Source organism: Phenylobacterium montanum (assembly GCF_018135625.1).
GTDB lineage: Bacteria > Pseudomonadota > Alphaproteobacteria > Caulobacterales > Caulobacteraceae > Poindextera > Poindextera montana.
Genome location: NZ_CP073078.1, coordinates 4,579,403 through 4,605,247, shown reverse-complemented (window position 1 = coordinate 4,605,247; position 25,845 = coordinate 4,579,403). Strand labels below are relative to the sequence as shown.

27 protein-coding genes are annotated in these 25,845 nt (G+C 68.6%); 16 read left to right on the top strand and 11 right to left on the bottom strand.

Going from position 1 to position 25,845, the window contains the following annotated elements:
• Positions 1-83: 83 nt before the first annotated feature.
• The gene (locus tag KCG34_RS20995) at positions 84-542 is read left to right on the top strand and encodes an Hsp20 family protein (RefSeq protein ID WP_211937555.1); all 459 of its coding nucleotides are present in this window, start codon (positions 84-86) and stop codon (positions 540-542) included.
• A gap of 134 nt (positions 543-676) precedes the next feature.
• Here the strand turns inward: KCG34_RS20995 and KCG34_RS20990 are convergent, their stop codons facing one another.
• The 3 genes from KCG34_RS20990 to gpmA all read right to left on the bottom strand — a co-directional run bounded on the left by KCG34_RS20990 (position 677) and on the right by gpmA (position 4,091).
• Entirely contained in the window at positions 677-1,921 is a 1,245-nt protein-coding gene (locus KCG34_RS20990) for a pentapeptide repeat-containing protein (RefSeq protein ID WP_211937554.1), read from the bottom strand.
• A 96-nt stretch (positions 1,922-2,017) separates the two neighbouring features.
• Positions 2,018-3,265: a pentapeptide repeat-containing protein gene (locus KCG34_RS20985; RefSeq protein ID WP_211937553.1), complete on the bottom strand. Its 1,248-nt coding sequence runs from the start codon at positions 3,263-3,265 to the stop codon at positions 2,018-2,020.
• 115 nt (positions 3,266-3,380) lie between these two features.
• A complete protein-coding gene (gene gpmA / locus KCG34_RS20980) occupies positions 3,381-4,091 on the bottom strand; it encodes a 2,3-diphosphoglycerate-dependent phosphoglycerate mutase (protein WP_211937552.1) in 711 nt (236 codons plus the stop codon).
• A gap of 140 nt (positions 4,092-4,231) precedes the next feature.
• Between gpmA and KCG34_RS20975 the strand changes: the two genes are divergently transcribed.
• Positions 4,232-4,468, top strand: a complete 237-nt coding sequence (locus KCG34_RS20975; protein ID WP_211937551.1) for a hypothetical protein — start codon at positions 4,232-4,234, stop codon at positions 4,466-4,468.
• Positions 4,465-5,427: a KpsF/GutQ family sugar-phosphate isomerase gene (locus KCG34_RS20970; RefSeq protein ID WP_211937550.1), complete on the top strand. Its 963-nt coding sequence runs from the start codon at positions 4,465-4,467 to the stop codon at positions 5,425-5,427. Before KCG34_RS20975 ends, KCG34_RS20970 begins: the two co-directional genes overlap by 4 nt.
• Before the next feature lie 4 nt (positions 5,428-5,431).
• On the opposite strand, the gene KCG34_RS20965 is transcribed toward KCG34_RS20970, so the two are convergent.
• The 5 genes from KCG34_RS20965 to KCG34_RS20945 all read right to left on the bottom strand — a co-directional run bounded on the left by KCG34_RS20965 (position 5,432) and on the right by KCG34_RS20945 (position 9,410).
• Positions 5,432-6,406 carry a D-2-hydroxyacid dehydrogenase family protein gene (locus tag KCG34_RS20965; RefSeq protein WP_211937549.1) on the bottom strand — a complete coding sequence of 325 codons (975 nt, stop codon included), beginning with the start codon at positions 6,404-6,406 and terminating at the stop codon, positions 5,432-5,434.
• Complete coding sequence (locus tag KCG34_RS20960; protein WP_249138100.1) at positions 6,403-6,654, bottom strand: hypothetical protein; 252 nt, start codon at positions 6,652-6,654, stop codon at positions 6,403-6,405. Before KCG34_RS20960 ends, KCG34_RS20965 begins: the two co-directional genes overlap by 4 nt.
• A 104-nt stretch (positions 6,655-6,758) precedes the next feature.
• Positions 6,759-8,105, bottom strand: coding sequence for a L,D-transpeptidase scaffold domain-containing protein (locus KCG34_RS20955; RefSeq protein ID WP_211937548.1), 1,347 nt, complete (start codon positions 8,103-8,105; stop codon positions 6,759-6,761).
• Between the two features lie 74 nt (positions 8,106-8,179).
• The gene (locus KCG34_RS20950; RefSeq protein ID WP_211937547.1) at positions 8,180-8,407 is read right to left on the bottom strand and encodes a hypothetical protein; all 228 of its coding nucleotides are present in this window, start codon (positions 8,405-8,407) and stop codon (positions 8,180-8,182) included.
• Positions 8,408-8,549: 142 nt separating this feature from the next.
• Complete coding sequence (locus tag KCG34_RS20945; protein WP_211937546.1) at positions 8,550-9,410, bottom strand: SDR family oxidoreductase; 861 nt, start codon at positions 9,408-9,410, stop codon at positions 8,550-8,552.
• A 105-nt stretch (positions 9,411-9,515) separates the two neighbouring features.
• Between KCG34_RS20945 and KCG34_RS20940 the strand changes: the two genes are divergently transcribed.
• Complete coding sequence (locus KCG34_RS20940; RefSeq protein WP_211937545.1) at positions 9,516-10,493, top strand: SDR family NAD(P)-dependent oxidoreductase; 978 nt, start codon at positions 9,516-9,518, stop codon at positions 10,491-10,493.
• A 21-nt stretch (positions 10,494-10,514) separates the two neighbouring features.
• Here the strand turns inward: KCG34_RS20940 and KCG34_RS20935 are convergent, their stop codons facing one another.
• Together KCG34_RS20935 and glmS are read right to left on the bottom strand one after the other, a co-directional pair.
• Positions 10,515-11,120, bottom strand: a complete 606-nt coding sequence (locus KCG34_RS20935) for a hypothetical protein (protein ID WP_211937544.1) — start codon at positions 11,118-11,120, stop codon at positions 10,515-10,517.
• A gap of 139 nt (positions 11,121-11,259) precedes the next feature.
• Complete coding sequence (gene glmS / locus KCG34_RS20930; protein WP_211937543.1) at positions 11,260-13,077, bottom strand: glutamine--fructose-6-phosphate transaminase (isomerizing); 1,818 nt, start codon at positions 13,075-13,077, stop codon at positions 11,260-11,262.
• Between the two features lie 186 nt (positions 13,078-13,263).
• On the opposite strand from glmS, the gene glmM reads away from it, so the two are divergent.
• Both glmM and KCG34_RS20920 read left to right on the top strand, forming a co-directional pair.
• On the top strand, positions 13,264-14,619 hold the full coding sequence (gene glmM, locus KCG34_RS20925) for a phosphoglucosamine mutase (RefSeq protein ID WP_211937542.1): 1,356 nt from the start codon (positions 13,264-13,266) through the stop codon (positions 14,617-14,619).
• 118 nt (positions 14,620-14,737) lie between these two features.
• Positions 14,738-14,878, top strand: a complete 141-nt coding sequence (locus tag KCG34_RS20920; protein WP_211937541.1) for a hypothetical protein — start codon at positions 14,738-14,740, stop codon at positions 14,876-14,878.
• A 14-nt stretch (positions 14,879-14,892) separates the two neighbouring features.
• Here KCG34_RS20920 and KCG34_RS20915 read toward each other — a convergent pair whose 3' ends face one another.
• Positions 14,893-15,639: an alpha/beta fold hydrolase gene (locus KCG34_RS20915; RefSeq protein WP_211937540.1), complete on the bottom strand. Its 747-nt coding sequence runs from the start codon at positions 15,637-15,639 to the stop codon at positions 14,893-14,895.
• Between the two features lie 42 nt (positions 15,640-15,681).
• Here KCG34_RS20915 and KCG34_RS20910 point away from each other — a divergent pair, with 42 nt between their 5' ends.
• The 10 genes from KCG34_RS20910 (at position 15,682) to KCG34_RS20865 (ending at position 25,777) form a co-directional block, all read left to right on the top strand.
• On the top strand, positions 15,682-16,851 hold the full coding sequence (locus KCG34_RS20910) for a glycosyltransferase family 4 protein (RefSeq protein ID WP_211937539.1): 1,170 nt from the start codon (positions 15,682-15,684) through the stop codon (positions 16,849-16,851).
• A complete protein-coding gene (locus KCG34_RS20905) occupies positions 16,848-17,900 on the top strand; it encodes a glycosyltransferase family 9 protein (RefSeq protein ID WP_211937538.1) in 1,053 nt (350 codons plus the stop codon). The genes KCG34_RS20910 and KCG34_RS20905 overlap by 4 nt, the downstream gene beginning before the upstream one ends.
• Positions 17,901-18,020: 120 nt before the next feature.
• On the top strand, positions 18,021-18,542 hold the full coding sequence (infC, locus tag KCG34_RS20900; protein ID WP_211937537.1) for a translation initiation factor IF-3: 522 nt from the start codon (positions 18,021-18,023) through the stop codon (positions 18,540-18,542).
• A gap of 63 nt (positions 18,543-18,605) precedes the next feature.
• Positions 18,606-19,472, top strand: coding sequence for a subclass B3 metallo-beta-lactamase (bla, locus tag KCG34_RS20895; RefSeq protein ID WP_211937536.1), 867 nt, complete (start codon positions 18,606-18,608; stop codon positions 19,470-19,472).
• A gap of 62 nt (positions 19,473-19,534) precedes the next feature.
• Positions 19,535-20,770, top strand: a complete 1,236-nt coding sequence (locus tag KCG34_RS20890) for an MFS transporter (protein WP_211937535.1) — start codon at positions 19,535-19,537, stop codon at positions 20,768-20,770.
• A gap of 127 nt (positions 20,771-20,897) precedes the next feature.
• Entirely contained in the window at positions 20,898-21,095 is a 198-nt protein-coding gene (gene rpmI, locus KCG34_RS20885; protein WP_211937534.1) for a 50S ribosomal protein L35, read from the top strand.
• 29 nt (positions 21,096-21,124) lie between these two features.
• Positions 21,125-21,481, top strand: a complete 357-nt coding sequence (gene rplT, locus KCG34_RS20880; protein WP_211937533.1) for a 50S ribosomal protein L20 — start codon at positions 21,125-21,127, stop codon at positions 21,479-21,481.
• A gap of 160 nt (positions 21,482-21,641) precedes the next feature.
• Complete coding sequence (gene pheS, locus KCG34_RS20875; RefSeq protein WP_211937532.1) at positions 21,642-22,757, top strand: phenylalanine--tRNA ligase subunit alpha; 1,116 nt, start codon at positions 21,642-21,644, stop codon at positions 22,755-22,757.
• Positions 22,758-22,770: 13 nt separating this feature from the next.
• Positions 22,771-25,155: a phenylalanine--tRNA ligase subunit beta gene (gene pheT / locus KCG34_RS20870; protein ID WP_211937531.1), complete on the top strand. Its 2,385-nt coding sequence runs from the start codon at positions 22,771-22,773 to the stop codon at positions 25,153-25,155.
• Between the two features lie 88 nt (positions 25,156-25,243).
• The gene (locus KCG34_RS20865; protein ID WP_211937530.1) at positions 25,244-25,777 is read left to right on the top strand and encodes a TIGR00645 family protein; all 534 of its coding nucleotides are present in this window, start codon (positions 25,244-25,246) and stop codon (positions 25,775-25,777) included.
• The last annotated feature ends 68 nt before the right edge of the window (positions 25,778-25,845 follow it).

Sequence of the window (25,845 nt, the reverse complement as noted above, 5' to 3'; positions counted from 1 at the left end):
GCCTTCCGGACCTGTTCGAGGCCATCTGGCTCGAACACCGATCCGCTCCACATCGCAACCTTGCTTCACCTAGGAGGATGCTTATGCGTACGATCGACTTCTCTCCCCTTTACCGTTCCGCCGTCGGCTTCGACCGTCTGGCCGCCCTGCTGGACGCCGCCGCCAGCACGGAAAGCGCCTCGGGCTATCCGCCCTACAATATCGAGCGCACCGACGAGAACGCCTACCGCGTCGAGATCGCGGTCGCCGGCTTCAAGCCGGAAGAGCTGAACATTGAGGTCAAGGAAAACCTCCTGACCGTTCAAGGGCGCAAGGCCGCCAATGACGAGACCCGCCGCTACCTGCATCGCGGCCTCGCTGAGCGGAACTTCGAGCGCCGCTTCCAGCTCGCCGACTATGTGATGGTGACCGACGCCCAGCTGACCGACGGCCTTTTGGCCATCTCGCTGAAGCGCGAATTGCCCGAGCAGCTGAAGGCTCGCCGCATCGAGATCAAGGCTCCGGCCAAGGCCGAGCTGATCGAGGCGGAGAAGGCGGCCTAAGCTGGCCTGACAGACTGAACGACGAAGGGCGGCGCAATCCCTGCGCCGCCCTTTTTGTACGCCCCCCGGCGCCAGAACGGGTTTTGGATATTGCGAACGGCGTTCCGCCCGCAACCCGCTCTAAACTTTGAAATCTAGGCCGCCGTCACCGACAGCTCCAACCCCCTCACCTGCTGCAGCTTGCAGTCCTTGAAACTGGCCGCCCAGACCTTGGCGCCGGTCAGGTCGGCGCCGCGCAGGTCCGATCCGTCGAACACCACGTTGGAAAGATCGGCGCCGGGGAAGGTCGCATAGCGCAGACGCGCCGCGCTCACGCCCGCCGGCGTCATCCGCCCGGCCATCAGCGGCAGGGGCGCCAGCAGAGCGTCGCGCAGGTCGGCCTTGGTCAGGTTGGTCCCGTTCAGCCGGGCCCCGCGGGCGTCGGCGTTACGCAGGCACACGCCGCGCATGTCGGCACCGTCGAGATTGGCGCCCTGCAGCTGGGTGTCGGACAGGTCCAGCCCGATCAGGCAGGCGCCCCGCGCCGACATGGCCGAAAGCCGCAGCCCGCGCAGCAGCGAACCGAGCGGCCGCAAATCCGCCCCGTCCAGCACCGCCGGCGCCCCGTGCTTGCCGCCGCTTTCGCACCATTGGTGGTTGGCCTGGGCCAGTTTCAAGAGTTCGAAGGCCTTGTCGACCACCGCCTGGGTCGGCTCGCAGAGCGCGCCCGAAAGGTCCGCGCCGGTGGTCGAACGCGCCTTGCTGACGTCGACCCCAGTGATCACCGCGCCAGTCAGCTTGGCGTGGTCCAGGATGGCGCCGCCGATCTGGGCCCCGTCCAGAAGCGCCCCGGACAGATCCGCATCCTTCAGATTGGCGCCGGACAGGATGGCGCCGCGCATCGAGCAGTCGCTGAAGTCCGAATTGCAGGCTGAGACGTCGTTGAACTGTGAGCGGTCCAGGGTGGCGCCGGAGAAGTCGGCCTCCTCCAGGCCGCGCTTGACCTCCAGGCCCCGGGCCGGATTGACCACCCCGATCTGGCCGCCGCGAAGGTCGGCCTCGGTCAGGTCGGCCTGGGACAGGGTCGCGCCGCGCAGGGACACGCCGCGCATGTCGGCCCGCACCAGGCTGGCCCAGCGCAGGTCCGCCCGTCTGAGGTCGCAGCCGAACAGGTTGGCCTGGTCGAGCCGCGTCCCCACCATCTTGCAGTCATCGAAACAGGAGCCGGACAGGTCCGCCTCGGTCAGATTCCGCTTGGAAAGATCCAGGCCAGAGAGGTCGACGAACTTGAGGCTGGCGCGCTTGCCCCCGGGCTTTCTCGCCACGTAGCGCTCGTGCGACATGACCATCAGGTCCAGTTCGCCCTGGCTGAGCTTCCTGCGCTGTCGATCCGGTTGCATGTGCTCGAGCCCAATGCCTGGCGGTTCTTGTCCACCGCCGAAATTATCGGATAACGGTGATCGCTGAGTTAACCGAACACCTCATCGGTCCGGACCCTAGTCCAGGCCGCGCACGCCCAGACGGTTCGCGCCGGTCAGGTCGGCGCTCTTCATCACCGCATTGGTGAAGTCGGCCCTGCTGACATCGGCCAGCACCATCACCGCATGGCTCATGTCGGCGTTGGAGAAGTCCGCCCCCTTCGCCGTCACCCGGGTCATGTCGCAGGGCAGCACCCGGTTGGCGCCGATCAGCAGCGGCCCAAGGATCGCTTCACGCAGGTTGGCGCCCGAGAGCTTGGCCCCCATCAGCCGCGCGCCCCTCAGGTCAGCCCGGCGCAGATTGCAGTCGCGCAGGTCCGCGTTCTCCAGGTGAGCGCCCTGCAACTGCACCCCTTCCATGTCGATGCCATAGAAGACGGCGCCCTTGCCGGACAGGGCGGTCAGGTTGTAGCCGCGGATCGACTTCAGGCCGCGCAGGTCCGCCCCGTCGAACACCGAGGGCTTGCCCTCGGTCCCGCCGGTCTCGCACCAGAGGGCATGGGCGGCCAGCATTTCGCCATAGGGCAAGGCGGTGGCCTGCTCTTCGGGCACCTTGTCGGTCAGGACGCCGTCCATGCGCGCGTCCTGGGTTTGCGACGCCTTCATCGTGGCTCCCACCAAGACGGCGTCGCGCAGGTCGGCGCCGCGCAGGTCCGCGCCTGAAAGGTCGGCCCCGGCCAGATTGGCCCCGGTCAAGCTGCACTGGCGCAGGTTGGCGCGGATCAGCTTGGCGTCCTTCAGCACCGCGTCGGTGAAGTCGGCCCGGATCGCCACCATCCCCGACATCTTCGAGCGCTCGAGGTTGGCCCCGATCATGGTCGCGCCCTGGGCGTCGGCCGAGCGCTGGGTATGCTCGATCAGCCGGATGCCCCGCTGGCGGTCGGCGGCGGCGATCGTGCCTTCGCGCAGGTCGGCCTCAAACAGGTCGGCGCCCGTCAGGTCCGCGCCCTTCAGGCAGGCGCCGCGCATGTCCGAACGGCGCATGGAGGCGTTGACCAGGATCGCCTCCTGCATGTCCGTGCCGAAGAAGATGGCGTGGTCCAGCTTGGCCCCGGTGAAGTCGCAGCCGACCACGATGGCGCCGGTGAAATCCGCGTCGGCCAGGTTGCGCTTACGAAAATCGAGGCCGCTCAGGTCCATCCAGGCGAACACGGCGCGCGCGCCGCCGGGCTTGGCCGCATAGAGGCGGTCATGCTTGGCGCAGAGCAGATCTGCTTCCTGTTGCGTGATCCGGCGGTAGCTGCCCGCCGTCCCGAACGCGGCCATGGGCGAATATATCCAAAGTCCAAGTCCTGGTTGGACTATGAAGCAACGCGGTTAATGCACTCTTTCGCCTGCATTTTCCATGACCCCAACCCGTCAGGACAAGGAGAAACCGGCTTCAGATCGCCGGCAGCGGCTGGGCCCGATCGGCGTCCAGATAGCGGGCGGCGACCGGCTTCAGGGCGGCGTCGAGCTCGATCAGCAGCGGATTGCCTGTGGGAATCTCGACGCCGACGATCTCGCTGTCGGGCACGCCGAACAAGTGCTTGACGATGGCGCGCAGCGAATTGCCGTGGGCGGCAATCAAGAGGGTCTCGCCCTTGGCCAGGGCGGGCGCGATGTCGCTGGCCCAGTAGGGCAGCACACGGTCCAAAGTGGTCTTCAGGCTCTCGGTGTCGGGGATCGGCGCGCCGGCATAGCGGCGGTCGCGGGCGAAATCGTATTCGCCGCCCGGCGCCAGTGGCGGCGGCGGCACGTCATAGGACCGGCGCCAGACCTTGACCTGCTCCTCGCCATGCCGCTCGGCGGTCTCGGCCTTGTTCAGCCCGGTCAGCCCGCCGTAGTGGCGCTCGTTCAGCCGCCAGTCCTTGACCATGGGAATCCACAGCTGCCCGGCGCGGGCCAGGGCGATGTTGGCGGTGCGGATGGCGCGGGTCAGGACCGAGGTGAACACACGATCGAACTGGAGCCCGGTCTCGGCCAGAAGGGCGCCGGCGCGGTCGGCCTCGGCCTCGCCCTGGGCGCTCAGGTCGACATCCACCCAGCCGGTAAACCGGTTTTCGAGGTTCCACTGGCTCTGGCCGTGACGGACGAGGACGAGGGTGGGCATGGCGGCTCCTGGCTTTCTCCGAGCCCGGTCCGGCTAGAGCCCCGCGGGCGGCGCGTCAAGCCGCGAAGGCCGACCTGGACGCGGCGGCGATTTCAACCGGGGGCTCCCTTCCGCCCGCAGCGCTGCTATATGCCAGCGCCATGTCCGATCGCGTATTCCTGTCGATCCTCGCCGTCGCGGCCGTCGTGGCCATCGTCCTGGCCGCCCTCTGGCCCCAGGGCTACGGCGCGCGCTCGCCCGCGCCGTTCGGCCACACGCCGATCCAGCAGACGCCGGAAATGCAGGCCGCCATGGCCCGCGAGACGGCGCACCTGAAAGCCAAAAAGGGCGAGCGCCCCGACTCCGCCGCAATTACAGGCCTTAGACCCAGCAAATGAACTCTTCCGACGTGATCGCGGTCGGCCGCCGGGTCCTGACCGCCGAAGCCGACGCCCTTCGCCGCATGGCCGATGAACTTGGCGACGCCTTCGTCAAGGCGGTCGAGCTGCTCTATGACGCCCGCGGACGGATCGTCTGCACCGGCATCGGCAAAAGCGGCCATGTGGGCCGCAAGATCGCCGCCACCCTGGCCTCCACCGGCGCCCCGGCCCTGTTCGTCCACGCCAGCGAAGCCAGCCACGGCGACCTCGGCATGATCGGGACCGACGACGTGATCCTGGCCCTGTCCAAGACCGGCGAAACCCGCGAACTGGCCGACACCATCGCCTACGCCAAGCGCTTCTCGATCCCGCTGGTGGCGATCACCGCCGTGGCCGACAGCGCGCTCGGCCGCGCCGCCGACATCGCCCTGGTGCTGCCGGACGAGGCCGAGGCCGCCGACGACCTGAACGCCCCCACCACCTCCACCACCCTGCAGATCGCCCTCGGCGACGCCCTGGCGGTGGCTCTCCTGGAACGGCGCGGCTTCACGCCCTCGCAGTTCAGCGTGCTGCATCCAGGCGGCAAGCTGGGCGCCATGCTGCGCACTGTGCGCGACCTGATGCACGGGCCGCACGAGCTGCCCCTGGTCGGCTCCGAGGCGCCCATGGCCGAGGCCGTGCTCGTGATGAGCCAGAAGCGGTTCGGCTGCGTCGGGGTCTGCGATCGGGGCGGCCGGCTCGTCGGCATCATCACCGACGGCGACCTGCGCCGCCACATCGACGGGCTGATGAGCCATGTCGCGGCCGAGGTGATGACCACCACGCCCAAGACCATCCCACCGGGCATGCTGGCCGCCGAAGCGCTGAAGCTGATGACCGACCGCGCGCCGGCCTCGACCGTGCTGTTCGTGGTCGAGGACCAGCGCCCCATCGGCATACTGCACGTGCACGACCTGCTGCGCGCCGGGGTGATGTAGCCCCCTACCCTGCCCAGGCCTCGGGGTTGATCATGTTGATCGGCGCGCCGGCGGCGTAGGCGGTGATCTGGTCGAAGATGTCGGCGAACTGCAGCTCGTACTCGTCCCGCGTGACATAGCCGATGTGCGGGGTGCAGAGCGCGTTCTCCAGGGTCAGCAGCGGATGCCGCGGATCGCGCACCGGCTCCTCTTCATAGACGTCCGCCGCCGCCCGGCCCGGCCGGCCCGCCTTCAGCGCGGCCACGAGGGCGCCCGGCTCGATCAGCCCGGCCCGGCTGGTGTTGACCAGCAGCGCCGAGGGTTTCATCCGCGCCAAGTCCTCAGCCGTCACGATCCCGCGTGTCGCCTCCACCAGCCGCATGTGTAGCGAAAGCACGTCGCAGGCCTCGAAGAAGGCCGCCTTGCTCTCAGCCGTCCGCCAGCCGTCGGCGCGGGCGCGCTCCAGCGAGGTTTCCCTCGCCCAGACCAGCACCTCCATGCCGAAGGCCCTGCCATAGCCAGCCACCACCGCCCCGATGCGGCCATAGCCGAAAATCCCGAGGGTCTTGCCGCGCAGGCTGTCGCCCACGCCGACCTGCCAGCGCCCGGCCTTCATCGCCTGGACCTGCTGCGGGATCTGGCGCATGGCCGCCAGCACCAGGGCCCAGGTCAGCTCGGCCGCCGCATAGGACGGGGTGTCCGAATGCAGGTTCGAGCAGAGCAGGACGCCCCGGCGCGTGCAGGCGGCCACGTCCACATGCGGATAGACGCTCCGCTGGCTGATCAGCTTCAGTTTGGGCAAGCGCGCCAACAGCGGAGCCTGGATCCTGGTCCGCTCGCGGATCAGCACCAGGGCCTCGGCGTCCTTCAGCCGCTCCGCCAGGGCGTCGTCGTCCTGCACATGATCGGTCCAGACCGTGACCTCGTGCCCGTCCAGCTTTTTGAAACAGTCCAGGCCGCGCAGGGTGTCGTGATAATCGTCCAGGATCGCGATCTTCATGGCCGGCCGGCCCCGGCGAGGCGCTCGCGGCCCTTGGGCGTCAGGGCCACCTCGCCGGCGCGGCGGGCGACAAGGCCCGCGTCGAGCGCGTCTTCCCAGACTGTCAGCCGCGGACAGGAGGTTCGCCAGACGTCCATGACCTCCGCGTAGGGTCTCGGCCCGCCGGACAGCCATTCCAGGAAATCGAGAATCAGGGGTGTGGGGGCGCCCGCCGGACCAACGTCCGGCCCGAGGGCCTTGTTCAGCATCGCCGTGCTCCTTGCGCCAGTTAAGGAGGGCGCACAGGGCCCTCCCGCGTCGCATGCGACTGAAGCATCCGCCCGTAGCGGGCGGTTGGCAAGCGATCGCCCTGCTATTGGCCCAGCTTCAGCCGGTCGGGCATGGCGGCCATCTCGTCCGCCAGGGCCTCGTTGCGCTGGTAGATGTCGTGCGCGAAGGTCAGACCTTTCGCCGTAGGTTGGGCGGTCAGGTAGAGGATGTAGACCGGAACCGGACGCGGCACATCCAGGCGTTCGTCCGGCGCCTTGGCCTGGTCCAGCCGCACCGTTCGCTGCAGCAGCCAGTTGGCCAGCCAGCGCGGATATTGCACCCGCACGCAGCCGGCGCTGTCGAAGCGTGAGGCGTCGTGAAAAAGGCTGCGCTCGGAGGTGTCGTGCAGATAGACGCCGAGCGGATTCGGCAGCATGAACTTCACCTGGCCCATCATGTTGCCGGGACCAGGCTCCTGGCGCACCCGCGGCGGCTGATGGCCCGCGGCCACCGCCGCCCAATCGACCTGGTCCGGATCCAGCGGCGTCGCGGTCGCAGACGCGTCCGACAGCACCTGGAAATGATGCTGCAGCAGATACCGCGTCCCATGGCGCAGCACCGCCGGCGCAAGGCGGTCGCGCACTAGGTCGGGCGGCACGTTCCAATAGGGATTGGCCAGGGCGTAGCGGATCACCCCCGCCATGGCCGGGGTCGGCAGGTCGCGGCGGCCCACGACGACCCGCATAGACCCGGCCATGCGGTCATGATCGAAAAGCCAAAGGGTCTCGCGCGCCGGATTGACCAGCAGATAGCGGTCGCCAAGCTCGGGCGGCAGGGCGCGGGCGCGTTCCAGGTTGAGGGCGATCAGGCGGGCTTCGGGGCCCTGGTCGCCATTGGCCAGCCGCTCGTCCAGGGCCTGGCGCAGGGCCTCATAGACAGGATTCATCCGCTGGGCGTCGGCCATGGCTTCGGTCAGGGAGGGCGCGCGAGCCGCGTCCTGCAGCACGGTGGCGATGTCGGTCGGCGAGGATTTCAGCGAAGGATCGACGAATTGCAGCGCCGCAGCGCGCGCCGGCCGGTGCAGGTCGACGACATAGGCCGCGTAGGCGCGCGTAAGCGCCAGCTCCGCGACCGCCTCGCTGCGCGCATCCTTGGCGCTCGAAATGACCGCATCGAGGTGGTCTGGGGCGTAGGCGTCGGGATTGAGGCCGTCCCCCGCCGCGGTCTTCAGCGTGGCGACCAGGTCGCGTGCTTCCGGTCGCACGAGCCCGCCGGTGATCCACAGCGGGTGGTAGCCCCGGACCCGATAGAAGCGCGCGACCGGGTCGGTGGGCGCGTCGGCGAGGTCGCTGCGCAGAACACGCCCGACAGCGTCGTCAGCCGGGCCGCTGGCGCCCTGACGCATGACCAGGGGCGTCGCGATCAGGCCCAGGACCAGGCCGGCAAGCACGCCAAGGGCGACGCCGGACCACGGCCCGGTATGGCGTCGCCCCGTTGTTTGGGCGCCGCTGACGGCGGCCGCTGTCAGCCGCGTTCGCCCGTGCTGGTCGAGCTGGAGCTCGAGCCGGCGCCGTTCTGGTCAGAAGTCTGGCCCTGACTGGCTGTGCTCTGATCGGAGCTATTCGGGCTGGCCGAATAGGCCGAGCCGTTGTTCCCCGTGTTGCTTCCGGTGTTGTTCATAGTCTGAGCGACCGCGAGAGAGCCGGCCACGAGGGCGGCGGTGGCGGCTGCGATGGCGATGGTCTTGATCATGGGCGTTACTCCGCCGTTTCGCCCCCGACGCCAGAGGAACACGGCCGGGCCGCACCGGTTCCATGGATCAGTCTTCGATGAAAGCGTCGCGGGCGGCGGGCCGGTAAGCCGCGACCACCCGTTCGCACGAACGCGACAGGGTCTAAGTCTGCTCGCTCGCCCGGATCGCCGCCAAGCCCTCGCGATAGCTCGGATAGGCCGGTCGCCAGCCGAGCTCGGCCTTAGCCAGGGCGTTGGACACCCGCTTGCTCTCCTCGAAGAACCGGCGGCTGGCCGCGCCCAGCCGAGCGCCGTCATACGGCTCCTCGGGTGGCGCGGGGACGCCCAGGAGCTCGGCGGCGTGGGCGATCACATCCTGGGGCGGCGAAGGCTCGTCGTCGCAGAGATTGTAGATCGCCCCGGCGCGAGGCCGGGTGATCGAAGCCACCAGCGCCGCCGCCAGGTCGTCTATGTGCAGGCGCGAAAATACCTGACCCGGCTTGACCGTGCGCCTGGCCGTCCCGGCGCGGACGCGGTCGAGGGCCGAGCGGCCAGGGCCGTAGAGGCCGGGCAGGCGGAACACCGCGACCGTCAGCCCCAAGGTCTCGCCCAGGTCCAGCCAGGCGCGCTCGGCGGCGACGCGCCGGCGGCCCTGTTCTGAAACGGGGTTGAGCGCGCTGGCCTCATTGACCCAGCCGCCGCCGCGATCGCCATAGACGCCGGTGGTGGACAGATAGCCGGTCCAGCGGGGCCGCGCTCCGGCGCGCAGGATCGGCGCCAGGGCGGCGAAGGCGGGGCAACCCTGCTCGTCCGGCGGAGCGGTGACCAGGAGGGCGTCACAAGCCTGGGCCGCAGCCGCCAGGGCGCCAGTGTCGTCGATATCGACCGGCTCGATCCCCGTTCCCCGCAATCGGCCGGCCGCCTCGGCGCTGCGCACGGCGCCCCGGACGGTCCAGCCCAGGGGAAGAAGCCGCCGGGTCAGGGCAAGGCCGCTGTAACCGGGACCGAACAGCAACAGGCGCAAGGACAGCGGCCTTTTCCTTCATCAGCGTCCTGACGGGCGTGGGGTGCATTGTTAGCAGAGTCTGCTTTAGGCTGGGGCCGCAGCCCTGCACAAGGACACGAACACTTGAGCCCAGACAGCCCCGTCCTGGTCACCGGCGCCGCCGGCTTCATCGGCCGGGCCGTGGCCGAGCGCCTGCTGGACCGCGGCGAGGCCGTGATCGGGGTCGACAACTTCAACGCCTATTACGAGGTCTCGCTGAAGGAGGCCCGGGCGGCGACGCTGGAGGGCCGCAACCGCTTCCAGCTGGTGCGCGCCGACATCGCCGACGCTGAGGCCATGGCGCGGCTGGTGCGCGAGCATGGGATCAAGCGCGTGGTCCACCTGGCCGCCCAGGCCGGGGTGCGCTGGTCGATCGACCATCCCTTCGACTACGCCCACTCCAACCTGACCGGACATCTGTCGATCCTGGAGGCCTGTCGCGATGTCCCCGGCTTCCAGCATCTGGTCTACGCTTCGTCGAGCTCGGTCTATGGCGAGCGCAGCCTGGACGGCGCCTTTCGCGAGGAAGACGCGGCCGACGCGCCGCGCTCGCTCTATGCGGCGACCAAGCGGGCGGACGAGCTGATCAGCGCGGCCTATGCCGGGCTCTACGCCATCCCCCAGTCGGGCCTGAGGTTTTTCACCGTCTATGGCCCCTGGGGCCGACCGGACATGGCCTATTTCAGCTTCACCCGGAAGATCCTGGCCGGGCAGCCGATCGAGGTGTTCGGCGAAGGCCGGATGGCGCGCGACTTCACCTATATCGACGACATCGTCGACGGGGTGGTGGGCGTGCTGGATCGCCCGCCCGATCCCCTGGCGCCCCGGGTGCTGAACATCGGCGACAGCCGGCCGGTCGGCTTGATGGACATGATCGCGGCGCTGGAGACCGCGTTGGGCGTCTCGGCCCAGAAGGTCATGAAGCCCATGCAGCCCGGCGACGTCACCGCAACCTTCGCCGACGTCACCCGCCTGAAGGCTTTGACCGGCTATGAGCCCAAGGTGATGCTCGAGGACGGGCTCAAGCGGTTCGTCGCCTGGTATCGCGGCTACTGCGGATAACGCCGCCGAAAGCGCTCGCTGTCAGGACGCCGAATCGACCTCCGCGACGCGGTGAAGCAGGTAGATCAGCCACCCTGCGTCGTCCACGAGGGCGCTGTTTTCGATCTTCCAGTAGCGCGCTCGCCAGGCGCCGGTGTCGGGTTCGCGCGTGTCATAGCGCTGGACCGGCATGGTTTCGGCGACGCCGGTCGCAGCGACGCGCCGCAACGAGGCATAAAGATTGGCGACACCATTGGCCTGAGGATCGTCGGCGCCGTCGGGGAAAGCGACGAAGAGAGGCCGGCCAGCGATGTCGGCGGGGGTGACGCCGGTCGCCGCCGCATAGATCGGATTGACGTCGACGATCATAAGCCCGGGACGCGGATCGATCAGCGACGCGAGGGTCGAGGAGAGACCGAACTCGGCGTGGAACCAGTCGAGGGTCCTGCGGCGCGCGGCCTGCAACTCCTCATCGTCCCGCCCCCAGGGATGGCTTGCGCCCTGCTCGCTGGCGTCGAAAAGCGCCAGTTCCCGCTCCGCCGTCGAAATCATCTGCCGGACCTGGGGCTGCAGTTTCACATCCAGATGCGGAAGACGCTCCCGTAGATGGCGTAAATTCTCGCTCAAAACGAAGCGCTGATTGTCCATGAAACGCCGAAGGCAAGACAAGGAGCCCCCGCTCCCCAGCGCCTGAACGTACACTGGCGTCCTGATCGCTCAAAGACATTCCGCTCGATGTGCAACCGATCATTTCGGACCCGGGCTCGGCGGGGCTATATTTGCCCCGCTATTCCACCGTCACCGACTTCGCCAGGTTGCGCGGCTGGTCGACGTCAGCGCCCTTGATCACCGCCACGTGGTAGGCCAGCAGCTGGATCGAGGCGGCCATGACCAGGGGTGCGATCACCGGATCGCAGGTGGGCGCGGTGATCACTCGCGCGCCCTCGGGGGCATGGGCCGCGCCTTGCGCGTCGGTGATCAGGATCACCCGCCCGCCGCGGGCGATCACCTCGCTCATGTTGGAGACGGTCTTTTCGAAGAAGTCGTCCGTGGGGGCGATCACGATCACCGGAGTCTGCTCGTCCACCAGGGCGATCGGGCCGTGCTTCAATTCGCCCGCGGCGTAGCCCTCGGCATGGATATAGCTGATCTCCTTCAGCTTCAGCGCGCCTTCCAGGGCCAGCGGATACATCGGCCCGCGACCGAGATAGAGCACGTCCCGAGCCTTGGCGATCTCCGGGGCGATCGCGTGGATGGCGTCCTCGACATGCAGGGATTCGGCCAGGAGGCGCGGCGCTTCCAGGAGATGCGCCACCAGCGCCGCCTCCTGCGCCGCATCGATCCGGCCACGCTGGGCGGCGGCGGCCACGGCGAGCGCGGTCAGCACCGAGACCTGGGCGGTGAAGGCCTTGGTCGAGGCGACGCCGATCTCCGGGCCGGCGTGGGTCGGCCACATCACGTCCGCCTCGCGGGCCATGGTCGACTGGTGGGCGTTGACGATGGCGGCGGTCGTGAGGCCCTTGTCCTTGCACCAGCGCAGGGCGGCCAGGGTGTCGGCGGTCTCGCCGGACTGGGAGACGGCCACGGCCAGGGTCCCCTTGGCCACCGCCGGGTCGCGGTAGCGGAACTCGGAGGCGATCTCGACGTCCACCGGCAGGCCGGCCAGGCGCTCGAAAAGGTAGCGGCCGATCTGGCCAGCGTAGCTGGCCGTGCCGCAGGCCACGATCTGGATGCGGTCTATGGCGGTGAAGTCGAAGCCGCCGGGGGCATGCGCCTTGCCGGCGATCGGATCCAGATAGGCGGACAGGGTGTTGCGGCAGCTGTCCGGCTGGTCGTGGATCTCCTTCTCCATGAAGTGCCGGTAGTTGCCCTTCTCCACCAGGGCGGCGGAAGCCGGCACGGTGCGCACCGGGCGGTCGGCGGGGCGACCCTCGGCGTCGAAGATCAGCGCCTTGTCATGGTCGATGGCCACATAGTCGCCCTCGTCCAGATAGGCGATGCGGCTGGTGAAGGGGCCGACGGCCAGGGCGTCGGAGCCGATGAACATCTCGCCCTCGCCATAGCCCACCACCAGCGGGCTGCCGCGCCGGGCGCCCAGGACCAGGTGGTCGTGGCCCTCGATGACCACGCCGATGGCGTAGGCTCCGGCCAGCCGGTCCAGCGCCGCCTTGAGCGCCGCCAGCGGCTCCAGGCCTTCAGCGATCCCGCGATCGATCAGGTGGGCGATCACCTCGGTGTCGGTGTCGCTGGTGAAGGTGCGGCCATCGGCGATCAGTTCGCGCTTCAGCGCAGCGAAATTCTCGATGATGCCGTTGTGCACCACCGCCACCTTGCCGGCGATCTGCGGGTGGGCGTTGCGCTCGGACGGCGCGCCGTGCGTGGCCCAGCGGGTGTGGCCGATGCCGGTCTTGCCCGGCAGGGGCTGTTCGCGCAGCAGGTCCTCCAGGGCGCGGATCTTGCCCGGCGCGCGGCGCCGATCCAGCTTGCCGGCCTCGACCACGGCGACGCCCGCGCTGTCGTAGCCGCGGTATTCCAGGCGCCTGAGACTGTCGATCAGACGCTCGGTGACGGGGCTCTGGCCGACGATTCCGATGATGCCGCACATGGGGTTTTCAGGTCTCGCTGAGGCCGGCGGTCCTGGCCGATCTTTCGTGGGCCGCCGGTGTGGTTTAAATCGGGCGGCGCGGGCGCCGGTCCGCCGGCCTTTAGCATTCGCTGACCAAGGGTCGAATAAAAACCGATTACCGATCATTGCGCCGCAAGTCCGGCGGTGGCGTGGAGAGAACGAGCGATGAGCAAGCGGGCCTATTTCGGCACCGACGGGATCCGTGGCCAGGCCAACCGCCATCCGATGACGGCGGAGGTGGCGCTGCGCGTCGGCCTGGCCGCCGGCAAGCTGTTCCGCACCGAGGGCGACCGCCGCCATCTGGTAGTGATCGGCAAGGACACGCGCCTCTCCGGCTACATGATCGAGCCGGCCCTGGTGGCGGGCTTCACCAGCGTGGGCATGGACGTGCGCCTGTTCGGCCCCCTGCCCACCCCCGGCGTGGCCATGATGACCCGCTCCATGCGCGCGGACCTGGGGGTAATGATCTCGGCCTCGCACAACGACTTCGCCGACAATGGCATCAAGCTGTTCGGCCCCGACGGCTACAAGCTGTCGGACGAGATGGAGCTGAAGATCGAGGCCCACATGGACGAGGGCCTGCAGGAGGGCTTGGCCCAGCCCGCCGAACTCGGCCGCGTGCTGCGGGTCGACGACGCTCAGGCCCGCTATGTAGAGATCGTCAAGGCGACCTTCCCCCGCCAGCTCAGCCTGAACGGCCTCAGGATCGTGATCGATTGCGCCAACGGCGCCGCCTACAAGGTCGCCCCTACCGCGCTCTATGAGCTGGGCGCCGAGGTGATCCCGGTGGGCGTCGGCCCGAACGGCCTCAACATCAACGAGGAATGCGGCTCGACCTATCCCCAGACCATGAGCCGGGCGGTCAAGGAATACCGCGCCGATATCGGCATCGCCCTGGACGGCGACGCCGACCGGGTGGTGGTCTGTGACGAGAAGGGTCAGGTGGTCGATGGTGACCAGATCATGGCCATCATCGCCGATTCCTGGGCCCGCACCGGCCAGCTGAAGGGCGGCGGGGTCGTGGCCACGGTGATGTCCAACCTCGGCCTGGAGCGGTTCCTGGGCCAGCGTCAGATGAAGCTGGAGCGCACCGCGGTCGGCGACCGCTATGTGATGCAGCGCATGCGTGAGGGCGGCTTCAACCTGGGCGGCGAGCAGTCCGGCCACGTGATCCTGTCCGACTTCTCCACCACCGGCGACGGCCTGATCGCGGCCCTGCAGGTGCTGAGGGTGATCGTCGAGAGCGGCAAGCGCATGAGCGAACTCGCCCGCCAGTTCGAGCCCGTGCCGCAAAAGCTGGAGAACGTCCGCTTCTCCGGCGTGGCCAAGCCGCTGGAGCACGACCTGGTCAAGGCGGCGATCAGCGACGGCGAGGCGCGGCTGAACTCCTCCGGCCGCATCGTGGTGCGCGCCTCGGGCACCGAGCCCCTGATCCGGGTGATGGCCGAGGGCGACGACGCCAAGCTGGTCGCCCAGGTGGTGCGGGACATCGCCCAGGCGGTGAAGAGCGCGGCGGCGTGATGCGCCCGCTTCGGGTGACCAGGTCACATTAAAATATTGCAATAATTGCGGAGCGTGAGATCGTCTCCTTCAACGACCGTGCGGGTCCGACCGCACGGCGCGACGAGGAAACGACTGAATGCGTGTCATGGCCAAGGCGCAGCTGCGCCCCGCGCCGCACGATGTGCGCCGCAATCCGATTACCTGCGTGCTGATGACGGCCGCCCTGGCGGCGACCTTCTGGATCGGCCTGATCTGGCTGGCTCAGCGCGTGGTCTGAAGGGCGAAGACGCCCTACCCGCCGACCTCCGCGACGGCGGCCGCGAGGCGCGCCAGATCCCCTGCCCGCGACAGGCGATGATCGCCGTCGCGCACCAGGGTGAACACCAAATCATCGTCCTCGATCGCCTCGGACAGGGCCAGGGCATGGCGCCAGGGCACGTCGGGATCGGCACCGCCCTGCAGGATGCGAACCGGCGCGCCCAAGCGAATCGGTCCCGGCAGAATCCCCCATCGCGCCCCGTCCTCCAGCAGCGCGCGGGTGATCGGATAGGGATCGCCATAGTCCGAGGGGCGCAGCCATATCCCGGTCTTCTTCATCTCCGCCTGGGCCGCCGCATCCATTTCCGGCCGCATCAGCCGCTCGGTGAAGTCGGCCGCGGGTGCGACCAACACCAGGCCCTGCAGCCGCTCCGGCCGGGCCATGGCCGCCAGGCAGGCCAGCCACCCGCCCATCGACGAGCCCACCAGCACCAGCGGCCCTTCGGTCAGCCGGTCGATCGCCGCCAGGGCGTCGGCGCGCCAGCGGGTGATGGTCCCGGCCTCGAACGCCCCGCCGGACTCCCCATGGCCGAAATAGTCGAATCGCAGGTAGGCGCGCCCTTCCTTCATCGCCCGGTCGGCCAGCGCCTGGGCCTTGGTCCCGGCCATGTCCGAACGGAAACCGCCCAGCCAGACCACCGTCGGCCCCGGCCCCTCGACCTTGCGATAGGCCAGCTCGGCCCCGTCCGCCTCGAGCCTGCCCCAGACTTCCGCCGCCATGTCCCACTCCCGCCCTTCGTCCGAACCGGCTATGGCTAGGTTGTGAGCCGACTCCCCGCCGATTTCACCCTTTTGCAGGTCACGCCGGAACTGGAAACCGGCGGGGCGGAGCAGACCACGCTCGATGTGGCCGCCGCGGTGGTGCGCGCCGGCGGCCGGGCGATCGTCGCCTCCCGCGGCGGGCGCATGACCGACGCCCTGTTCGACAACGGCGGCCAGCTGGTCGAGCTGCCGATGCAGTCCAAGAATCCCCTGACCATCCTCGGCAACGCCCTGCGCCTGGGCGAGCTCATCCGGCGCGAGAAGGTCAGCCTGGTGCACGCCCGCTCCCGCGCCCCAGCGTTCAGCGCCCTCTGGGCCGCCAAGGCCGCGAACGTTCCCTTCGTCGCCACCTATCACGGGGTCTATGAGGCCAGGAGCCCGCTGAAGCGCTGGTACAATTCGGTGATGACCCAGGGCGCGGCGGTGATCGCCAATTCAGACTACACCCGCCAGCACATCCTGGCCGAACACCGCGTCGACCCGGCCCGGGTGGTGGCGATCAACCGCGGCGTCGACCTGGTGCGTTTCGATCCCAAGGCGGTGACGCCCACCCGCCTCGCCGCCCTCAGGGCCAGTTTCGGCGTCGCCGAGGACGACCGGCGGTTCAAGATCGTGCTGGCCGGGCGCCTGACCCGCTGGAAGGGCCAGCAACTGCTCATCGACGCGGCCCAGCGGCTGAAGGCGAAGGGCCTGTCCGACTTCCTGATCATTCTCGCCGGCGACGACCAGGGGCGGATCGGCTATCGTGGGGAGCTTGAAACCGCCATCGCCGCGGCGGGCCTGGGCGAGCAGGTGCTGCTGGTCGGCCACTGCAGCGACATGCCGGCCGCCTATCTGCTGGCCGATCTCGTGGTCGCCCCTTCCCTGAAACCCGAGCCGTTCGGGCGCACCGCCGTCGAGCCCCAGGCCATGGGCAGGCCAGTGCTGGCCGCCGACCACGGGGCCGTGCGCGAGACCGTCGCCGAAGGCGAAACCGGCTGGCGCGTGGCGCCGGGAGACCCCGACGCCTGGGCCGAGGCCATCGCCAAGGTCATGGCCCTGACGCCTGCGCGCCGAGCGGCCATCGGCAATGCCGGCGCCGCCCGGGCCCGCAAGCTCTATTCGGTCGAGGCCATGTGCGAGGCCACCCTGAACCTCTACGCCAATGTGCTCGCCAAGGGGACGCCATGAGCGACAAGCCCGAAGCCCCGGCGGGCGAACGCTTCGGCGCCCTCGGCCGCCCGCGCAAGCGCCAGCGCATCCTGGTGCTCAAGTTCGGCGCCCTGGGCGATTTCGTCCAGTCGATCGGCGGCTTCCAGCAGATCCGCGCCGCCCATCCCGAGGCCGAGATCACTCTGCTGACCACCCCTCCTTACGCCGCGCTAGCCAAGGCCACCGGCCTGTTCGACCTGATCGAGACCGACGGCCGCGCCAGGGGTTTCGCCGCCCAGCTGGCCCTGGCCCGCAGGCTGCGCAAGCGTCGCTACAAGCGGGTCTACGACCTGCAGGTGACCAGCCGCTCGACCCGAATGTTCTACTGGTTCCTGCCCTTCCCGCCGGCCTGGTCGGGCATCTCCTTCGGCGCTTCGCTGCGCCAGACGCGGCCCGACCGCAAGAAGCTGCACAACCTCGACAAGCTGGCCGACCAGCTGCATGTGGCCGGCATAGCCCCGGCCTACAAGCTCGGCGAAGGCCCCGCCCCCTCCATGGCCTGGGCCGCCGAGACCGAGGAGGGCCGCGCCGTCACCCCCGAGCGGTTCGGCCTTTCCGCCCCCTACGCCCTGCTGGTTCCCGGCGCCTCGCCAGTGAAGCCGGAGAAGCTGTGGCCAATCGAGCGCTACGCCCGCCTGGCCCGCGAACTGGGCCGTCGCGGGATCCAGACCGGCGTCGTCGGCGCCAAGGCCGAAGGATCACTGGCGGCCCGCATTCTGGAGGAAGCCAAGGACGCGGTGGACCTGACCGGCCGCACCAGCCTGGTGGAACTGGCGGTGCTGGGCGCGCACGCCGCCCTCTGCGTCGGCAACGACACCGGCCCTACTCACCTGATCGCCTATTCGGGCGCGCCGGGAGCCATGCTGATGTCGCGCGTGACAGACCCCGCCCACTGCGGCCCGCGCGCCCGGATGGTCTCGCTGAAGGTCGAGGACCTGAACGATCTTTCGGTCGATGCGGTGATCGAGGCGTGTCTTGGCGCCCACACTGGCGCGCGTACCGCCGATCCGGCGCCCGCCCAGCTCTGATCCGGTCCGCCGACGCCTTGCGGGAACAGGGGGCGTCCTTCATATTCAGGGGAGGCTGCCGCGGGAACCGCGGTCGCACGAGATCAACAGCTCCAGGAGAAGCTCACTATTCGCCGTCCCATGCAAGCGCCGCCTTCCAAGGAAGGTCCGCGTATCAATGATGAGATCCGTGTCCCCCGCGTCCTTTTGATCGACGAGCACGGGGAGAAGCAGGGCATCATGCCGACCGCCTCCGCCCTGGAAGCCGCCGAAGAGGCCGGCCTCGACCTTGTGGAGGTGTCCCCCAACTCGGATCCGCCGGTCTGCAAGATCCTGGACTACGGCAAATACAAGTTCCAAGAGCAGAAGAAGAAGGGTGAGGCGCGCAAGCGCCAGAAGCTGGTCGAAATCAAGGAGATCAAGCTTCGCCCGAACATCGACGTGCACGACTATGACGTCAAGGCCAAGGCCATGCACCGCTTCTTCGAAGAGGGCGACAAGGTCAAGGTGACCATGCGTTTCCGCGGCGGCGAGATGCGCCACCCGGAACTGGGCATGAAGCTCTTGCAGCAGGTCAAGGTCGACTTCGAGGCCGTCGCCAAGGTGGAGTACGAACCCCGCCTGGAAGGCCGCCAGATGATCATGATCCTGGCGCCGCGCTAGGATCCGTTACTCCGCTCGTCCCGGTGAAGGCCGGGAGGAGCGGCGTTGGGGGGGCGTCCGATCATGTTCCTGCGGCTGTTCGCCCCCCTTGTAGCCCTGGCCGCCTTAGCCCTCGTCGCCACCCCTGCCCCCGCCGCTGTCCCGGGCGAAGACCTTTGGTCAGAGCCGCTGGCGCCGTTCAAGATCGCGGACAACCTCTACTATGTCGGTTCCAAGGAGCTGACGGCCTTCCTGATCGTCACGCCCAAGGGCGACATCCTCTTGGACGGCGGCGTGCCGAAGAACGGGCCAATGGTGCTGGACAATGTCCGCGCCCTGGGTTTCGACCCGCACGACATCAAGATCCTGATCAACAGCCACGCCCATTTCGACCACGCCGGACCCTTCGCCATGCTGAAGCAGGCGACCGGGGCCCAGATGGTCATCAGCCGCGGCGACGCCCCCGTGATCGAAAGCGGCGGCGAGACCGACTTCTTCTTCCACAAGCGCATGTTTCCACCGGCCAAGGTCGACCGGGTGATCGACGACGGCGATACGGTGAGCCTGGGCGGCGTCACCCTGACCGCCCACATCACCGCCGGCCACACCAAGGGCTGCACCAGCTGGACCCTGCCGGTCACGGTCGACGGCCAGGCCAAGCAGGCCCTGTTCATCTGCAGCCTGACCCTCCTGCCCGGCTACAGGCTGACCGGCGATCCGGGCTATCCGAACCTGGGCGCCGACTTCGCCCGATCGATCGCTACCCTGCGCGCCCAGCGCTGCGACCTGTTTCTCGCCTCGCACGGCGGCTTCATCGACCTGCTGAAAAAGCGCGAGGCCATGCTGGCCGGAGCGAAGACCAATCCCTTCATCGATCCCGCCGGCTGCAAGGCCTATATCGACCATGGCGAAGCTTCGCTGCATCGCCTCGAGGCCCGCGGCGGTCAGTAGGCCGCACCCGAGGGTGAATTTGAGGCTTTGCGGCGCGACCGTGAGGTCTTATCAGCGTTCACATGCGCGCGGATCGGACCGAACCGGCGGCGGGTCGGTCCACGGCCGCCTTCTACACCCTCCTGTCGGTGATGTTCATCAACATGCTGGGGTTCGGCGTCGTCGTGCCCCTTTTGCCGTTCTTCGCCAAATCGTTCCACGCCGGTCCGCTCGAGATCGCCCTGATCTTCTCGGCATATTCGATGGGCAGCTTCTTCGGCGAGCCCTTCTGGGGACGGCTGTCGGACCGGATCGGGCGAAAGCCGCTGCTGATCTCGACCCTGATCGGCAACTGCCTCTGCTACGGCCTCCTGGCCTTCGCCCCCAACGTGTGGTTCGCCTTCTTCATCCGCCTGTTCGGCGGCATGGCTGCGGGTAACGGCTCGGTGGTGCAGGGCTACATCGCCGACGTCACCGAACCTGACGACAGGGCGCAGTACATGGCCAGGCTCGGGGCCAGCTACAATATCGGCTTCATCGTCGGCCCGTTCATCGGCGGCATCCTGGCCTCGCCGGGCGCTGGCTCGATCGGCTTCAAGATCCCGCTGCTGGTGGCCTCCAGCTTCGGCGGCCTAGCCGCCCTGGGCGTCACCCTGTTCGTGCGCGAGAGCCGCCAGCGCCGCCCGGCCATCGTCCGCGTTCCGCGTCCCTGGGAGATGTTCGGCTATGCCGCCCGCCATCCGGTGATCGGCCAACTGATCCTTTTGACCTTCGTCGTCGGCGTCGCCTTCACCGGCATCGAGTCGACCTTCGGCCTCTGGGCCCAGCACCGCTTCGGCTGGCAGCCGCGCGATGTCGGCATGGTGTTCGGCGTCACCGGCGCCGTCTCGGCCCTGTCGCAGTTTTTTGTCACCGGCCCCCTGTCCAGGCGCTATGGCGAGGCGCGCATGCTGGCGGTCGGCATGGCTGGCACGGCGCTCTGCATAGGCTTGCAGCCGCTATCGGACGGCCGCTTCCTGACCTATGGGCTGATGGCGCTGATGGCCATGTTCCAGTCGGTGGCCTTCCCCAATTCCGGGGCGCTGATGTCGCGCAGCATCGACGAGAACAACCAGGGCCAGATCATGGGCCTGAACAATGCCTCCGGCGCCATAGCCCGGGTCGTCGGCCCGGCGGCGGCGCTGCAGCTGTTCGATAGCCTGAACGTCAACGCCCCCTTCTTCATGGGCGCGCTGATCGTGGCCCCGGCGATCTTCCTGGCCCTGTCGGCTGGACGCGCCGCCCTGGCCGAGCAAAGGGAGGCGCGGGCGGCGGCGTAGGCCTTGCCTTTCGCCCCCGTTTCCCGTATTGACCCCGCCTTCGTGCGATCGCCTGGCCCAGGCATGCCAGGGCGGTCGTTGTCTGCTGTCTCTATCAGAGGACGGGGCCTTACAGCTCCGCTGCGAAATGCCGAAGTTGAAGACCAAATCGGGCGCCAAGAAGCGCTTCAAGATCACTGCGTCGGGCAAGGTGAAGGCCGGCGTGGCGGGCAAGCGGCACCGCTTGATCAGCCACAACGCCAAGTACATCCGGCAAAATCGCGGGACCAAGGTCATGGCGGACGCTGACGCCAAGATCATCAAGTCCTGGATGCCGTATTCCTGAGCCCCAACGAATTTAGAAGGTGATCTGACATGGCGCGCGTCAAACGGGGCGTAACGTCCCACGCCAAGCACAAGAAGGTTCTCGAGCAGGCCAAGGGGTTCCACGGCCGCCGCAAGAACACCATCCGGGCCGCCAAGGCCGCGGTCGACAAGGCCGGCCAATACGCCTACCGCGACCGCAAGGTCCGCAAGCGCTCGTTCCGCGCCCTGTGGATCCAGCGCATCAATGCGGCGGCGCGGCTGGAAGGCTTCACCTACTCGCAGTTTATCCACGGCCTTGATCTGGCCGGCGTCGATATCGACCGCAAGGTTCTCGCCGATGTGGCGGGCGCCGATCCGGCTGCGTTCAAGGCCATCGCCGACAAGGTTCGCGCCGCGCTGGCTTAAGCTCAGCGCCTAAGGTGCGTGGTTCGAGATGCGGGGCCCTTGATAGGGCTCCGCTCCTCACCATGACGAAGGCCCTGGAAACACTCTTTCCCTCGTCATCCTGAGGAACCCTCGTGAAGGGTGTCTCGAAGGACGCACAAAACTGTGCAAGGACGACGGGATGACCGACCTTACCGCTCTCGAAGCCGATCTGGCCGCCCAGATCGCCGCCGCCTCTGACCTGGCCGCCCTGGACGCCGTGCGCGTCTCGGCCCTCGGCAAGACCGGCCAGATCTCCAACCTCCTGAAATCCCTGGGCTCGATGAGCCCCGACGAGCGCCGCGAGCAGGGTCCGAAGATCAACGGCCTGCGCGATCGCGCCATGACCCTTATCGCCGAGCGCAAGGCCGTGCTCGACGCCGCCGCTTTGGAGGCGCAGCTGGCCGCCGAGCGTGTCGACCTGACCTTGCCGGCCCCGCCCCGCCGCAAGGGCTCGGTGCACCCGACCATGCAGGTGATGGACGAGATGGTCGCCATCTTCGCCGAAATGGGCTTCGCGGTCGCCGAAGGCCCGGACATCGAGGACGACTTCCACAACTTCACCGGCCTGAATTTCCCGCCGCGCCATCCCGCGCGCGAGATGCACGACACCTTCTTCTTCGCCCCGGGCGAGGACGGCGAGCGCAAGCTGCTGCGCACCCACACCAGCCCGATCCAGGTGCGGGTGATGCAGCAGGGCCAGAACCAGAAGAACGAGGCGCCGCAGTGGGCTGCGGGCCATGAGCCGCCGATCCGGATCATCGGCCCGGGCCGCACCTATCGCTGTGACAGCGACCGCACCCACACGCCGATGTTCCACCAGATGGAAGGCTTGGTCATCGACCGGAATATCCATATGGGCCACCTGAAGTGGACCCTGGACACCTTCTGCAAGCGGTTCTTCGAGTCCGACGCGGTGGTGACGCGGTTCCGGCCGCACCACTTCCCCTTCACCGAGCCGTCGGCGGAGATGGACGTGCAGTGCGACCGCTCCGGCGGCTCGATCAAGATCGGCGAGGGCAGCGACTGGCTGGAGATCCTGGGCGGCGGGATGGTGCATCCCAACATCCTCAGGATCTGCGGCCTGGATCCCGACGAGTGGCAGGGCTTCGCCTTCGGCATGGGCGTCGATCGGCTGGGGATGCTGAAATACGGCATGCCGGACCTGCGCGACGTCTTCGGCGCCGATGTCCGCTGGCTGGAGCACTACGGCTTCTCCGCCTTCGCCGCGCCGAACCTGGCCACCGGCCTCAGCTGACGGAGAGAGATCGATGAAATTCACCCTCTCCTGGCTCAAGGACCACCTGGACACCTCGGCGACCATCGCCGAGGTCGAGGCCGCCATGACCATGGCCGGCCTGGAGGTCGAGCACGTCACCGACCCGTCGGCGAAGCTCGCCGCTTTCTCGGTCGCCCGCATCGTCGAGGCGGTCCAGCACCCCAACGCCGACCGACTGCGCGTCTGCCAGGTCGACACCAAGGACGGTCGCAAGGAGATCGTCTGCGGCGCCCCCAACGCCCGTGCGGGGCTGGTGACTATCTACGCCCCGCTGGGGACCTACATCCCCGGCAGCGGCATCACGCTCGAGCCACGCGCCGTCCGCGGCGTTGTCTCCAACGGCATGCTATGCTCGGCGGCGGAACTGGAGCTGTCGGAAGAGTCCGACGGCATCCTGGAGCTGGCCGAGGGCCTGGAGGTAGGAACGCCGGCCGCCCAGGCGCTGGGCCAGGAAGGCGTGATCGACTTCGAGGTCACGCCCAACCGCCCCGACTGGCTGGGCGTCGCCGGCATCGCCCGGGATCTGGCCGCCGCAGGCCTCGGCCGCTTCACCACCAAGGCTGTGGAGCCGGTCAAGGGCGGCTATCCCTGCCCGATCGACATCCGCCTGGACGACAGCGGCGCCTGCACCGCCTTCGCCGGACGCCTGATCCGCGGGGTGAAGAACGGGCCCTCGCCCGCCTGGCTGCAGGCGCGGCTGAAGGCCATCGGCCTGAGACCCATCAGCGCCCTGGTCGACGTCACCAACTACCTCTCTTACGATCGCTGCCGGCCGCTGCATGTCTATGACGCCGCCACGCTCAAGGGCGGCTTCATCGAGGCCCGCCTGGGCCGCGAGGGTGAAGAGGTGCTGGCCTTGGACGGCGAGACCTACAAGGTCACGCCAGAGCTCTGTGTCATCGCCGACGGCTCGGGCGCCATCGGCCTTGGCGGGGTGATGGGCGGCGAGACCACCGGCTGTTCGGAGGCGACCACCGACGTGTTCGTCGAATGCGCCTGGTTCGACCCGATCCGCACGGCCCAGGCCGGCCGCACCACCGGCATCACCTCGGACGCCCAGTACCGCTTCGCCCGCGGCGTCGATCCGGGCTTCGTGCTGCCGGGGATCGAGCTGGCCACGCGCATGATCCTCGACCTCTGCGGCGGCGAGCCGTCCGAGGTGCGGCTGGCGGGCGCGCCTCCAGCCCCGCCGCCGCCGATCGCCTTCGACCCGGCCTATGTGAAGAAGCTCGGCGGCCTGGAGACCGAATGCGCGGTCGAGATCCTGGCTGACCTCGGCTTCGAGATCACCGGCTCCGGCGCGAACCTCACCGTCCAGCCCCCGACCTGGCGGCGGGACGTGGAGGGCAAGGCCGACCTGGTCGAAGAGGTCACCCGCATCGTCGGCTACGACAAGCTGCCGGCCGAGCCCCTGCCGGAGATCGCCCGCCCCGTCGGCGGCGTGCTCAGCCCCCGCCAGGCCCGCGCCCGCACCGCCCGCCGGGCGCTGGCGGCCCTTGGCTGGTCGGAAGCGGTCACCTGGTCGTTCACCGGCCGAAAGACAGCCGAGCTGTTCGGCGGCGGCCAGGACGCCCTGGTGCTGGCCAATCCGATCGCGGCCGAGCTGGACTGCATGAGGCCCTCGATCCTGCCGACCCTGATCGAGGCGGCAGGGCGCAACGCCAAGCGCGGCTTCGCCGACGTGGCCCTGTTCGAGATCGGCCCGATCTTCTCCGGCGACCGGCCGCAGGACCAGCGCACCGCCATCAGCGGCCTCCTGGCGCCCCACGCCCCGCGGCGCTGGGATGGGGTCAAGGCGGACGACCTGTTCCAGGTGAAGGCCGACCTCTACGCCATGCTGGACGAGCTCGGCGCGCCTGTGGCCTCGCTGCAGGTGGCGCAGGGCGCCGCCTCGCCCTGGTGGCACCCCGGCCGCTCGGCCCGGCTGCAACTGGGCCCCAAGGCGGTGATCGCCGAGTTCGGCGCCCTGCACCCCAGCGTGCTGAAGGCGATGGACCTCGACGGCCCGGCCTATGGCTTCGAGGTGTTCCTGGAGGCCATTCCCGAACCGAAGAAGAAAGCGATCAAGACCCGGCCAGCGCTGGAGCTGTCGCCTCTGATGCCGCTGAGCCGCGATTTCGCCTTCGTGGTCGAGCAGAAGGTCGCCGCCGGCGACCTGGTCAAGGCCGTCGCCGGGGCCGACAAGGCCCTGATCGCCGGCGTGCGGGTGTTCGACGTCTACGCCGGCGCCGGCGTGCCCGAAGGCTGCAAGTCGCTGGCCGTCGAGGTCAGCGTTCAGCCCAAGGACCACACCCTGGCCGAGGCCGAGATCGAAGCCCTGTCGGCCAGGATTGTCGCTGCGGCCGGCAAGGCGGTGGGAGCCAAGCTGAGAGCTTGAATCTCTTCTCCTCCCCTGTTTCGCGAACGCGGAACGGGGGAGGAGAAGTGAAGCTTAGTCTGACGTGGATGCAGGATTTGGGGCGCCGATGACCCAGCAGAAGCCGAGCCTGGAAACCTGGCTGGAGCGCGGCCTGTTCGCTGCGCGCTGGCTGATGGCGCCCTTCTATGTCGGCCTGGTCGCGGCCCTGGTCACGCTGCTGGCGGTGTTCGTGCTGGAAATCGTCCACCAGGTCCCGCTGGTGGTCATGAGCGCCAAGCCGGACGACGCCATCGTCCTGGCCCTGTCGCTGATCGACCTGTCGCTGGGGGCCAGCCTGGTGCTGATCATGATCCTGTCGGGCTACGAGAACTTCGTCTCGCGCATCGACACCGGCGACCACGACGACCGGCCCGACTGGCTGGGCGCGCTGGATTTCTCCGGCCTGAAGATGAAGCTGATCGCCTCGATCATCGCCATCTCGGCCGTGGCCCTGCTGCGCGCCTTCATGGACCTGGCCGAGCCGGGCGCCGCGCCCGACGCCGCCAAGCTCGGCTGGCTGATCGGCCTGCACCTGACCTTCGTCTTCTCAGGCGTGATGATGGCCCTGATGGACTGGCTGGGCGGCAAGTCCGGCCACTGAGCTGCAATCAGGAATAAGCGCCTTCCGGGTCGGGAAAACCTCCCGTCGACTCGCCGGCTTGGCCGTGC